Origin of the sequence: Embleya sp. NPDC050493 (assembly GCF_044458105.1) — a bacterium.
Classification (GTDB): domain Bacteria; phylum Actinomycetota; class Actinomycetes; order Streptomycetales; family Streptomycetaceae; genus Embleya.
On the sequence record NZ_JBITHP010000002.1, the window covers coordinates 637,907 to 650,749 of the forward strand.

Annotated in this window: 9 protein-coding genes; all 9 read left to right on the forward strand. The window is 73.3% G+C overall.

Annotation, left to right across the window (positions count from 1 at the left end):
• Window positions 1–24 precede the first annotated feature (24 nt).
• The 9 genes from mraZ (at window position 25) to ftsW (ending at window position 12,840) form a co-directional block, all read left to right on the forward strand.
• A complete protein-coding gene (gene mraZ, locus ACIBM5_RS06075) occupies window positions 25–465 on the forward strand; it encodes a division/cell wall cluster transcriptional repressor MraZ (protein WP_391582640.1) in 441 nt (146 codons plus the stop codon).
• A 299-nt stretch (window positions 466–764) separates the two neighbouring features.
• Window positions 765–1,718, forward strand: coding sequence for a 16S rRNA (cytosine(1402)-N(4))-methyltransferase RsmH (gene rsmH, locus ACIBM5_RS06080; RefSeq protein ID WP_396005614.1), 954 nt, complete (start codon window positions 765–767; stop codon window positions 1,716–1,718).
• A gap of 28 nt (window positions 1,719–1,746) precedes the next feature.
• A complete protein-coding gene (locus tag ACIBM5_RS06085) occupies window positions 1,747–2,352 on the forward strand; it encodes a cell division protein FtsL (RefSeq protein ID WP_396005615.1) in 606 nt (201 codons plus the stop codon).
• A 1,644-nt stretch (window positions 2,353–3,996) separates the two neighbouring features.
• Window positions 3,997–5,760 (forward strand): peptidoglycan D,D-transpeptidase FtsI family protein, encoded by a 1,764-nt coding sequence (locus tag ACIBM5_RS06090; protein WP_396005616.1) that lies wholly within the window; start codon window positions 3,997–3,999, stop codon window positions 5,758–5,760.
• 96 nt (window positions 5,761–5,856) lie between these two features.
• A complete protein-coding gene (locus ACIBM5_RS06095; RefSeq protein WP_396005617.1) occupies window positions 5,857–7,530 on the forward strand; it encodes a UDP-N-acetylmuramoyl-L-alanyl-D-glutamate--2,6-diaminopimelate ligase in 1,674 nt (557 codons plus the stop codon).
• On the forward strand, window positions 7,527–8,948 hold the full coding sequence (murF, locus tag ACIBM5_RS06100) for a UDP-N-acetylmuramoyl-tripeptide--D-alanyl-D-alanine ligase (RefSeq protein ID WP_396005619.1): 1,422 nt from the start codon (window positions 7,527–7,529) through the stop codon (window positions 8,946–8,948). The genes ACIBM5_RS06095 and murF overlap by 4 nt, the downstream gene beginning before the upstream one ends.
• Window positions 8,945–10,003, forward strand: a complete 1,059-nt coding sequence (mraY, locus tag ACIBM5_RS06105; protein ID WP_355537423.1) for a phospho-N-acetylmuramoyl-pentapeptide-transferase — start codon at window positions 8,945–8,947, stop codon at window positions 10,001–10,003. Before murF ends, mraY begins: the two co-directional genes overlap by 4 nt.
• Window positions 10,004–10,009: 6 nt before the next feature.
• Window positions 10,010–11,509 carry a UDP-N-acetylmuramoyl-L-alanine--D-glutamate ligase gene (gene murD / locus ACIBM5_RS06110; RefSeq protein ID WP_396005620.1) on the forward strand — a complete coding sequence of 500 codons (1,500 nt, stop codon included), beginning with the start codon at window positions 10,010–10,012 and terminating at the stop codon, window positions 11,507–11,509.
• An 11-nt stretch (window positions 11,510–11,520) separates the two neighbouring features.
• Window positions 11,521–12,840 (forward strand): putative lipid II flippase FtsW, encoded by a 1,320-nt coding sequence (ftsW, locus tag ACIBM5_RS06115; RefSeq protein WP_391582633.1) that lies wholly within the window; start codon window positions 11,521–11,523, stop codon window positions 12,838–12,840.
• The last annotated feature ends 3 nt before the right edge of the window (window positions 12,841–12,843 follow it).

A 12,843-nucleotide genomic window follows, 5' to 3' on the forward strand; every position in this document is an offset into this window, starting at 1 on the left:
CCACGTGGCGGCCGGAGGTGCTCGGTGTTCCTGGGCACATACGAGCCCCGGTTGGACGAAAAAGGCCGGCTGATCCTGCCGGCTCGGTTCCGGGACGAGTTGGCGGAGGGCCTAGTGATCACAAAGGGGCAGGAACGCTGCCTCTATGTGTGGCCCATCGCGGAATTCACCCGGATCGCCGAGCAGTTGGGCAAGGCACCGGTGACCTCGAAGGCCGCCCGGGATTACATGCGCGTCTTCTATGCGGGCGCATCCGACGCGGTGCCGGACAAGCAGGGGCGGGTGCTGGTGCCGCAACCGCTGCGCGACTACGCCGGGCTCGACCGGGACAGCCGCGACTGCGTCGTGATCGGGACCAACACCCGGGTCGAGCTGTGGGCGGCGCGGACCTGGCACGACTACCTCGCGGAGCAGGAGCAGTCCTTCGCCGAGCTGTCCGAGGAGGTGCTGCCCGGCCTGCTGTGACCGAGGCGCGACGCCCGGTGCCGTACGCTCCCCGCATCCCTCCCGAACGCGATCTCGACCGTGACGCACGTGCGGCGAGGCCTCCACCCGCTCCGAGCTTTCTGGCACTCCTTCCCCGGTGCCAGAGGTCACTTCCCCAGACGAGCGGGCGGGGACCTGACGGCACGTTCTCCCGGCACCTCGCGACGCGGCCTCCGGGGCCGCCTCCCCGATCCACCGGGATCCGCCGGACACGGCCTAGACTGCGGGTTTCCGCACGACGAAGGGCCCGGAGTGAACGCGACGATGGTGGAGGGGCCGTGACGGCGCCCGCCCACATCCCGGTCCTGCTGGAACGGTGCGTCGAGCTGCTCGCCCCCGCGCTGCGCGCGCCCGGAGCGGTCGTGGTGGACGCGACGCTCGGCATGGGCGGGCACAGCGAAGCCCTGCTGACGGCCTTCCCCGAGGCACGGCTGATCGGCCTGGACCGCGACCCGGAGGCACTGGAGCGCTCCGGCGCCCGACTGGCCGGCTTCGGCGAGCGCGCCACGCTGGTGCACGCGGTCTACGACGAACTGCCGCAGGTGTTGGCGCGGCTCGGTATCGAGCGGATCGACGGCATCCTGTTCGACCTGGGTGTCTCCTCCCTGCAACTGGACCGGGCCGACCGCGGCTTCGCCTACGCGCAGGACGCGCCGCTGGACATGCGGATGGACCCGACGGTGGGCATCACCGCGGCCGACATCCTCAACAGCTACACCGCGGGCGACCTGGCCCGGATCCTGCGCGACTTCGGCGAGGAGCGGTTCGCCCGACGGGTCGCCGACGCGATCGTGCGCGAGCGGGAGAAGGAGCCGTTCACCAACAGCGCGCGCCTGGTCGACATCGTGCGCACCGCGATCCCGGCCGCCACGCGACGTACCGGCGGCAATCCGTCCAAGCGCACGTTCCAGGCGCTGCGGATCGAGGTCAACGGCGAACTCGCGGTGCTCGAGCGCGCGTTGCCCGCGGCGGTCCGGGCGCTGGCGCTGCACGGGCGGATCGTGGTGATGTCCTACCACTCGCTGGAGGACCGGATGACCAAGCGTGTGCTCGCGGCCGGTGCCGAGAGCAAGGCACCGCCGGACCTGCCGGTGGTCCCGGAGGACCTCCAGCCCCGGCTCAAGCTGCTCACCCGCGGCTCGGAGAAGGCGAGCGAACAGGAGAACGCGGACAACCCGCGCGCGGCCTCGGTGCGGCTGCGAGCGGCGGAGCGGGTGCGGGAAGACCTGTGAATCGACGCGGCGGACGGGGGAGCCGGGGATGAGCGGCGCGGCAAGGACGATGACCCGCATCCGGCTGGTCGCGCACCAGGCCAAGGGTTCGACGCGGACCCCGTTCGTGGTGCTCGTGGTCGCCCTGCTCGGCGGCGGCCTGCTGTCCCTGCTGCTGCTCAACACCGCGCTCAACCAGGGCTCGTTCGAACTCGGCCGGCTGCAGAAGCGGCAGGACCAGCTCACCGACGACCGGGAGGCGCTCCAGCGCGAACTGGACGCCAAGGCCGCGCCGGGCGAACTCGCGCGACGCGCCCAGGAACTGGGCATGGTCCCGGGCGGCAGCCCGGTGTTCATCGACCCGGCGACCGGGCGCGTGCTCGGTGTCCCGAAGGCGGCCACGTCCAAGCCGCCGCTGGTGCCCGAGGTGCCCGCGACCCCCGTGCCGCCCCCCGCATCCGCGGCGCCGCCCGCGGCCGGTGGCGGTCCGGGCGCACCGGCTCCGGCCGGCCCTGCCCCGGCGGCTCCGGCCGACCCCGGCACGCCCGGCGCATCCGGTGCGCCCGAGAGCACCGCCTCGGCGACCCCGGCCCCGCCGGCTTCCACCGCGCCGGCCGGCGCGGTCGGCGCCACGCCGCCGGAAGCGACCCGTTGACGGTGTTCGCCGCCGATCGGTTCGCCCACCCCGGCGGCCGATCCACTCGGCTCGGCGGGTCGGCCGGCTTCGGGTCCGGCTGCCCGACCTCCCCGGGCCACGGCACCCGCCGTCGCGGCTCGGCGGGCGAGACGACCGGCTGCGCGACGCGGTCCTTCGGGCTGCCTCGGGCGTCGTCGGTGGTGCCGAGGGTGCGGGCTCGGGCGGTGTCGCCCGTCGGATCGGCCCCGACGGCGCCGCCGAACGGGCAAATCCGCGGTTCGGAGCGGGGCGGGGGCGATCGCATCGGCGCCACTCGCCCGTTCGCTCGTTGTACATATGCGCCGCCCGGTGCGGCATGCCGCCGAATTCGGGTGCTGCCCAGTCCAGGTGAAGGGACCTCGCGTGACCGACGGACGCCGTGACCCCCGTGATCCGCGTGATCCCGACGAGCCGCGTTCGGCCGGGCGGGCCCGCCGGGAGCGTGGCGCCGACCCGGCCGCGTCCTCGGACCGCCGGTCCCGCCCGCGTCCGGCCGACGGCTCGGGTGCGGCGGACGGACGGCGCCCGCGCGCCGGTGCGCAGGACGATCCGCCCGCGCCGCGTGCCGCGCGTCCGCGCGCGGGCACGGGGGAGCGGGCCGAGCCGGGAGCGGGCCGCGCCCGGGCAGCCGGCGGGGCGCGGGCCGAGTCGGGTGCGCGCACCCCGCGTCCGGACCGTCCGCGCCGACCCGCCGGCGAGGAGGCACCTCCGGCGCGTCGGGGCGCCCGGCCCGACGCTCCCGGGGCGGCTCGCCCCCGGACGGGCGATGCCGGATCCGGCGAAGGTCCGACCGCGGCGCGCGGCGACGGGGTCGGACGTCCGGCGCGACCCCGGACGGGCGATGCCGGATCCGGCGGCGCGGGCTCGCCCCGGTCGCGTTCGGGTGCGGGCGCATCCGGTGGGCGGTGGGGTCGCCCGGGTGCGGGTGACGCGGCGCCCGGTGAGCGGGCGGGCCGGCCGCGTGGTGGTGATGCGGGGTCCGGTGAGCGTTCGGCGCGTTCCGGTGCGGGCGGCTCGGCGTCCGGTGGGCGGCCCGGTCGGCCGCGTTCCGGTGCCGGCGCCTCGGGTGGGCTCTGGTCCCGGCTGCGGGCGGGTGCCGCCGCCTCCGGCGAGCGTTCGGCCGGCGCCGGTGACGCGGCGTCCGGTGGGCGTCCGGCGCGCCCGCGCGGCGGTGCGGCGGCGGCCGGTGAGCGGTCGCGTCGGTCGGGCGCCGGGGATGCCGGTGCGGGTTCGGCCGGGACCGGGCGGCGGGCGGGTGCGGGTGAGCGGTCTCGCGACGAGCGTTCGGCCGCGCGTGGGCCGCGACCGAGGTCGACGGAGGCACCGGCCGAGGGTGGTGCGGCCGCGGCCGCGCGTCCCGGGCCGCGCCCGCGTCCGCGTCCGCGACCCGATGCGCGGGGAGCCGATCTGCCCGGCCGGCCGGAACGGCCGCGGCGCCCGCGCCCGGTCGCCGGCGACGGCGCCGCGCGCGGCGCCCGGGACGCCGCTCGGGCCGACCACGCCGGCGCTCGGCCGGTGCGCCCGGCCCGACCGCGTCCGGGGACGGCCCGGCCCGGGCGCACCCGCGACGCGCACCCGGCCGGAAGGCCTCGACCCGCCCGCCGGCCGCGGGCCGCCGCGCGGATGGGCGATCCGCGCAAGCGGCTGCGGATCGGGCTGATCGCGCTCGGCGTGGTGCTGACCCTGTTCGCGGGCCGGCTGCTCCAGTTGCAGGCCCTGGACGCGCCCGCGTACGCCGCGCAGGCCGCCGCCAAGCGCACCCAGACCGTCAACGTCCCGGCCGAACGCGGCTCGCTCACCGACGCCTCCGGGGTGAGCCTGGCCAAGTCGGTGGACGCGTACGACGTCACCGCCGACCCCACCCAGGTGCAGAAGTACGACCCGCATGCCACCGCGGTGGCGCTGGCCCCGCTCGTCAACGGCGACCCGGTCGCCATCGAGGAGAAGCTGCGCACCCCCAAGTCGCGCTACGTGGTGCTCGCCGCACAGGTCGAGCCGGCGGTGTGGAACCACATCCACCAGGTGCAGAAGGACCTGGGCAAGGTGCGCCGCAACGACCTGGTCGGCATCTACTCGACCAAGCACAGCAAGCGGGTCTACCCGGCCGGACCGGTCGGTGCGAACCTGGTCGGCTTCGTCAACGCCACCGGACACGGCGGCGGCGGCCTGGAGATGACCCTGGACGGCCAACTGGCGGGCAAGGACGGCCGGACCACCCAGGAGATGGTCTACGGCCGCCGGGTGCCCACCTCCGACCTCACCGGCAAGGAGGCGGTGCCCGGAGCCGACGTGCAGTTGACCGTCTCGCGCGACCTCCAGTGGTACGCCGAGCAGTTGATCGCCGCGAAGGTCACCGAGACCAAGTCCGAGTCGGGCACGGTGGTGGTCCAGGACGTGCGCACCGGCCAAATTCTGGCGATGGCCACCGCGCCCGGCTACGACCCCAACCACATCGGCCCCGGCGACGTGCACAACCTCGGCAACCGGGCCGTCGAGGAGGCCTACGAGCCGGGCAGCACCGGCAAGGTGATGACCATGGCCGCGGTCATCCAGGAGGGCCGGGCCACCCCCGGCACGCACGTGACCGTGCCGAACCGACTCGCCCGGGCCGACCAGTTGTTCAAGGACGAGCACGACCACCCCACCCAGCAGCTCACGCTGGCCGGCGTGCTGGCCAAGTCCAGCAACATCGGCACGATCCTGGCCTCGGAGCAACTCTCGCCCGACCGCGCCGAGGCCAACGCCAAGCTGCACGACTACCTCACCCGGTTCGGCGTCGGACAGCCCTCCGGGCTGAAGTTCCCCGGTGAGACCCCCGGCATCCTGGCCCCGCCGCAGAAGTGGAACGGCTCCCAGCAGTACACGATCCCGTTCGGCCAGGGCCTGTCGGTGAACTCGGTCCAGGCCACCTCGGTGTTCCAGACCATCGCCAACGGCGGAGTGCGGATCGAACCGAGCCTGGTCAAGGGCAGCACCGGCCCGGACGGGAAGTTCAAGTCCGCCGCCGCACCCAAGTCGACCGTGGTGGTCAGCCCGGAGACCGCCCGCCAGGTGAGCGACATGCTGGAGACGGTGGTCGCCGACGAGGGCGGCACCGGCAAGAACGGCCGAATCCCCGGCTACCGGGTCGCGGGCAAGACCGGCACCGCGAACCGGGTCGACCCCAAGACCGGCCGTTACAACGGCTACACGACGTCGTTCATCGGCTTCGCCCCGGCGGACGATCCACAGGTCGTGGTGTCCGTCACGCTCCAGGCGCCGGGCATCGACGGCGGTGGCGGCAGCCTGTGCGCGCCGGTGTTCCAGCAGGTGATGACGTTCGCCCTGCAGAGCCGCCGGATCGCCCCGAGCGGCACCGCGGCGCAGGACCTGCCGATCGAGTGGTGAGCGATGCCGTGACCGGCGGCGCCCGTCCCGTCGGCGCCGGTCGCGGCACCGGGCCGAGGACGAGCCGACGGCCCAAAGCGCGGTAGCCTGCCCGCCGTGCCCAACCGTGATCTGCGCCGCCCAGCCGAGGTGCGCCCCCAACCGCTGACCGGCCTGGCCGGGTTCGTCTCCGTCCCCCTCACCGGGGCCCCGAGCGACCCGGAGGCGACGCTGACGGGCGTCACCCACGACTCGCGGGCCGTGCGCCCGGGGGATCTGTACGCCGGGCTGCCCGGTGAGAACTTCCACGGTGCCGCGTTCGCCGGACAGGCCGCGGCGGCGGGCGCGGTGGCCCTGCTGACCGACCCGGCGGGCGCCGAACTGGCCGCCGACAGCGGCCTGCCGACCCTGGTGGTGGACGATCCGCGCGGCCGACTGGGTGAGATCGCGGCCTGGGTCTACGGGCGGCCCGCCGAGGACCTGGTGATGTTCGGCGTCACCGGTACCAACGGCAAGACCACCACCGCCTACCTGCTCGACGGCGGGTTGCGTGCCGGCGGCGGCACGACCGGGGTGATCGGCACGGTCGAGACCCGGATCGGCGAGGAGGTGGTGCCCAGCGTGCGCACCACCCCCGAGGCCACCGACGTCCAGGCGCTGCTCGCGTCGATGCTGGAGAACGGCGTCACCGCCGCGGTGATGGAGGTCTCCAGCCACGCGCTCGCACTCGGCCGGGTCGACGGCACCGTGTACGACGTCGCGCTGTTCACCAACCTGTCCCAGGACCACCTGGACTTCCACGCGTCCATGGAGGAGTACTTCGAGACCAAGGCCGAACTGTTCACCCCGCGCCGCTCGCGGATCGGCGTGATCGACGTGGACGACGCCTACGGGCGACGGCTCGCGAAGATGGCGAGCGTGCCGGTGCTGACCGTGTCGGCGGCGGGCGCCGCGGACGCCGACTGGCGGGCCGAGAACGTGGACCTCGGCCCGGACGGCAGCCGCTTCACCGTGGTGGGCCCGGACGGGCACAAGGCCGACGCGAGCGTGCGGCTGGCCGGCCCGTTCAACGTGTCCAACGCGTTGCTGGCGATCGTCGCACTGACCGCGGGCGGCGTCTCGCTCGCGGACGCGGTCGAGGGCGTGGGCCGCACCCCGGGCGTGCCCGGGCGGATGGAGCGGGTGGACGCGGGCCAGTCGTTCCTGGCCCTGGTCGACTTCGCACACACCCCGGACGCGGTGGAGACGCTGCTCGCCGCGCTGCGCCCGGTGACCGCCGGGGCGCTGACCATCGTGCTCGGCGCGGGCGGCGACCGGGACCGGGCCAAGCGCCCGCTGATGGCCGCCGCCGCCGCCCGACTCGCCGACCGTGTCGTGCTCACCAGCGACAACCCGCGCTCGGAGGATCCCTCGGCGATCCTGGACGAGATGCTCGCCGGCATTCCGGGACTCGCCGACCCGCACGGCACCGTGGTGGTCGAGCCGGACCGGGCCGCGGCCGTCCTGCTCGCGGTGCGGCAGGCCGGGCCGGGCGACACGGTCGTGGTCGCGGGCAAGGGACACGAGCAGGGCCAGGAGTTCGCGAACGGGGTCAAACACCCCTTCGACGACCGGGTCGAGCTGCGCCGCGCGGTGGCCAGAACCATGGACGGCGGCCCCGCGTCCCCGAAGCAGTCCGACGATGCGAGGATCGTGGCTCCCGCACCATCAACGCACACCCCGACGTCCGAGACCCCGACCCCAGGCGTCCCGGCGACCGGCACTTCGGGTGCCGAGGAGACGAACCAGTGATTTCCACCACTCTTGCCGAGATTGCCACCGCTCTCGGAGGGCGGCTTTCGGGCGGCGCGGATCCGCACGCGCGCATCACCGCCGAGATGGTCGTGGACTCCCGCAAGGTCGGCCCCGGCACGCTGTTCGTGGCCGTGCGCGGCGAGCACGTCGACGGGCACGACTACGCGCGCGCCGCGATCGAGGCGGGCGCCGTCGCGGTCCTCGCCGAGCGCGACACCGGCACCCCGGCGATCCTCGTCGAGGACGTGGTCCGGGCGCTCGGCCGCCTCGCCCGCTCGATCACCGACCGGCATCCCGACACCACGGTGATCGCGCTGACCGGGTCCTCCGGCAAGACGAGCACCAAGGACCTGCTCGGCCAGGTGCTCGCCCACGCCGGCCCGACGATCGCCCCGAGCGGCAACTTCAACACCGACATCGGCCTGCCGATGACCGTCCTCGGCGTGACCGAGGAAACCCGGTACCTGGTCGCCGAGATGGGCGCGCGCCACGTCGGCGACATCGCCTACCTGTGCGAGATCGCCCCGCCGCGGATCGGCCTGGTACTCAACGTCGGCTCCGCGCACATGGGCGAGTTCGGCGGTCGCGAGGGCATCGCCCGGGCCAAGGGCGAACTCGTCGAGGCGCTGCCGGCCGACGGCGTGGCCGTGCTCAACCAGGACGACCCGTTCGTGCGGGCGATGGCCGACCGCACCAAGGCCCGCGTGGTCACCTTCGGCGAGAGCGCCAAGGCGGACGTACGGGCCGAGAACGTGACACTCGACGAGCAGGGCCGTGCCTCCTTCACGCTGTGCGTGCCGGAGGGCAGTGCGCCGGTGATCTTGCGCCTGTACGGTGAGCACCACGTGGCGAACGCTTTGGCGTGTGCCGCCGTGGCACGCGAAGTGGGCATGACCGTCGAGGACATCGCGGCGGCCCTCGGCGCTGCCGGTACGATCTCCCGCTGGCGGATGGAAGTGACCCGCAGGGGCGACGGGGTGACCGTCGTGAACGACGCGTACAACGCCAACCCCGAGTCGATGCGAGCCGCGCTCAAGGCCCTCGTCGCGATGGCGGGCGGCAATCGTACGTTCGCCGTGCTGGGCGAGATGCGGGAGTTGGGCGAGGCGTCGCTGACCGAGCACGACGCGATCGGGCGGCTCGCGGTACGCCTGAACATCCACCGGCTGGTGGCCGTGGGCGGCAGGGAGGCCGCCTGGATCGACATGGGCGCGAAGAACGAGGGTTCGTGGGGTGAGGAGTCGGTGCTGGTGCCCGACGTAGAGGCGGCCGTCGAACTACTCCGGGGCGAACTGGCCCCGGGCGACGTCGTACTGGTGAAGGCGTCCCGAGGGGTGGCCCTGGAACGGCTCGCGGCCGCGCTGTTGGCGGACGCCGCCGGGGACGACGTGAGCAACGCGGAGGTGCACGGGTGAGGGCCATCCTCATCGCCGGCGGCATCGCCCTGGTGCTGTCGCTGATCGGTACGCCGCTCGCGATCCGGATCCTGGTCAAGCGTGGCTACGGCCAGCTGATCCGGGACGACGGTCCGGCCGGACACCACAGCAAGCGCGGTACGCCCACCATGGGCGGCGCGGTGATCATCCTGGCGGCGCTGGCGGGTTACGGCGGGGCCAAGGCGATCACGTTGGAGACACCGAGCGCGTCCGCGCTGCTGGTGCTGTATCTGATGGCGGGCCTGGGCCTGGTCGGCTTCGTCGACGACTTCATCAAGATCGTCAAGCAGCGCAGCCTGGGTCTGCGGGCCAAGGCCAAGCTGGCCGGACAGTCCTTCGTGGGCATCTCGTTCGCGCTCCTGGCGATCCAGTTCAAGGACGCGCGCGGGTTCACGCCGGCGTCGACGCACCTGTCCTTCGTGCAGGACACCGCGCTGGACCTGACGCCGGTGTTCTTCGTGATCTGGGCCTACATCCTGATCGCCGGGCACTCCAACGGCGTCAACCTCACCGACGGCCTGGACGGTCTCGCGACCGGCGCCTCGGTGATCGTCTTCGGCGCGTACACCTTCATCGGGGTCTGGCAGTACGGCCAGTCCTGCCTGAACGCGCCCGGTGTGGGCTGCTACGACGTGCGCGATCCGCTGGATCTGGCGATCGTGTCGGCGGCGATGATGGGTTCGTGTTTCGGCTTCCTGTGGTGGAACACGTCGCCGGCCAAGATCTTCATGGGCGACACCGGTTCGCTCGCGCTCGGCGGCGCGCTCGCCGGGCTGGCCATCCTCACCCGCACCGAGTTGTTGTCCGCGCTCATCGGCGGCCTGTTCCTGATCATCTCGCTGTCGGTGATCATCCAGGTGGGCTACTTCAAGATGACCGGCAAACGGGTGTTCAAAATGGCGCCGCTCCAGCACCATTTCGAACTCAAGGGCTGGACCGAAGTACTCATCGTGGTTCGGTTCTGGATCATCGCCGGCCTGTGCGCCATTCTCGGGATCGGCATCTTCTACGCGGGCTGGGTTACGGGAACGTAAAGAGACGTGAGTACCAAAGACCTGAGCACCTTCACCCATCACGGTGCGCCGTGGGCCGAGTTGTCGTTCTGTGTCGCGGGCACCGGGGTCACCGGCGCGTCCGCGGCCCGGGCGCTGCACGGCCTGGGCGCACGCGTCGTGGCCATCGACGGCTCCGACGACGACAACGCTCGGCGGCGCGCCGAGGAGTTGCGCGCACTGGGCATCGACGTGCGCCTGGGCGACGACGAGAGCCTGCCGGCGCGGGTGGACGTGCTGATCGCCTCACCCGGACTCCGGCCCACCAAGCCGCTGTTCGCCGCCGCGCGTGCGGCCGGCGTGCCGGTGTGGGGCGATGTGGAGCTGGCGTGGCGGCTGCGTCCGCGGGAGAACCCCGCGCCGTGGCTGGCGATCACCGGCACCAACGGCAAGACCACGACCGTGCGCATGCTCGCCTCGATCCTGGAGGCGTCCGGCAAACGGGTCGCGGCGGCCGGCAACGTGGGCACCCCCGTGGTGGACGCGGTGCTCGCCCGCGACGGGGACGGCGAACCCGCCTACGACGTGCTCGCGTTGGAGTTGTCCAGCTTCCAACTGCACTGGCTGCCGACCTGGGAGGAAAGCCCCAAGGACGACGCCGGCGCGCCGCGGATGCTGGCCGCGGCGGTGCTCAACATCGCGCCGGACCACCTGGACTGGCACGGCTCGCCGGAGGCGTACGCGGCGGACAAGGGCCGGATCTACGGCGGTTGCCAGATCGCCTGCGTGTACAACCTGGCCGACCCGCAGACCGAGCAGCTCGTGCACGAGGCCGAGGTCGAGGAGGGTTGCCGCGCGGTCGGCTTCGGACTCGGCCCGCCGGGGCTGTCGAACTTCGGCGTGGTCGACGACCTGCTCGCCGACCGGGCGTTCGTGCCCGACCGGCACAGCACGGCGGCCGAACTCGCCACGGTGGGCGATGTGAACCCGCCGGCGCCGCACAACGTGGCGAACGCGCTGGCCGCCGCCGCCCTGGCCCGGGCCTACGGCGTGCCGCCGGTGGCGGTGCGCAACGGGCTGCGCGCGTTCCGACCGGACGCGCACCGGATCGCGCACGTGGCCACCGTGGCCGGCGTCGACTACGTGGACGACTCCAAGGCCACCAACGGGCATGCCGCGGCGGCCTCGCTGGCCGCCTACCGGGACATCGTGTGGATCGCGGGCGGCCTGGCCAAGGGCGCCTCGTTCGACGACCTGGTCTCCGGCGCGAAGAACCGGCTGCGCGCGGTGGTGCTGATGGGCGCCGACCGCGCGGTGATCAGGGACGCGCTCGCGCGACACGCCCCCGATGTCCCCGTCGTCGAGGTGGCCGCGACCGACACTGGGGCCATGGAACTGGTCGTGCGGGAGGCGGCGGCGCTGGCGCGGCCCGGGGACACCGTGCTGCTCGCGCCCGCGTGCGCGTCGATGGACATGTACGCCAACTACGGAAAGCGCGGCGACGCCTTCGCCGACGCGGTCCGCGGACTCGACACAGCGGCCGGCTGACCGGGCGAGCGATGGCCGCCGGTCCGCAGACTCGCGAGGCACGCCCCACGCCCACCGCCGACAAGCGGCGGCCGTGGGGCGGTTCGCGGTTGCCCAAACCGCGGCCCGGCGCGTCGCGTCCGGCCGGATCGGCGCGCCGCGAACTGCGCCGGGCGCTGGACAGTCCGCTCACCGCCTACTACCTGCTGCTCGGCTCGGGTCTGCTGCTCACCGTGCTGGGCCTGGTGATGGTGCTGTCCGCGTCGCAGATCACCTCCCGGACGATCTACGGCTCCTTCGACGAGATCTTCACCAAGCAGCTGATCGCGGTCGCGATGGGCTTCCCGCTGATGTGGATCGCGTCACGTCTGCCGCTGCGCTGGTATCGCCGGCTGGCCTACCCGTTCCTGATCGGCTGCGTCGGTGCGCTGTGCCTGGTCCTGGTGCCCGGGCTGGGCATCGAGGTGAACGGCAACCGGAACTGGATCGGTTTCGGCTCGTTCCAGATCCAGCCCTCCGAGTTCGCCAAGCTGGGCCTGGTGTTGTGGGGGGCCGACGTGCTCACCCGCAAGCGCCGGCTGCTCGGCCGATGGCGGCACATGTTCGTCCCGCTGCTGCCCGGTGCGCTGGTGATCCTGTTCCTGGTGCTGCTCGGCGGCGACATGGGCACCGCGATGATCATCACCGTGCTGGTGCTCGCCCTGTTGTGGATCGCCGGTGCGCCGGGCCGGCTGTTCGCCATGGCGATCGCCGTGGTCTCCGTGCTGGCCACCGTGCTGATCGTGCTCAAGCCGCACCGGGCCGCCCGGTTCGCCGGATTCCTCGACCCGTTCTCCGACCCCAACGGCAGCACGCTCCAGGCCGCCCAGGGCATCTACTCGCTCGCCACCGGCGGCTGGTTCGGCAGTGGAATCGGGACGAGCTACGGCAAATGGGGCACTTTGCCCGAGGCGCATACAGACTTCATCTTCGCCGTCATCGGCGAGGAATTGGGTCTCGTGGGGACGCTGTCCGTACTCACCCTCTTCGCGGCCCTAGGCTATGCAGGTATCCGCGTCGCGAGTCGCACGAAAGACCAGTTCGTACGGCTCGCCGCGGGTGGCGCGACCGCGTGGATCATGGCCCAGGTCATGATCAACGTCGGGGCGGTGCTCGGCCTGCTGCCGATCGCCGGAGTGCCGTTGCCATTGGTGTCCTACGGAGGTTCCGCCCTGCTTCCGACCATGTTCGCCGTGGGCATGCTGTTGTCCTTCGCCCGAGGTGAACCAAAGGCCGAGGCGGCGCTCGCCGCACGCGGGCCCGGGGCGGTTCGTCGAGCGTTCGCGCGGATCCTGCCGCGCAGGGATGGGTGAATC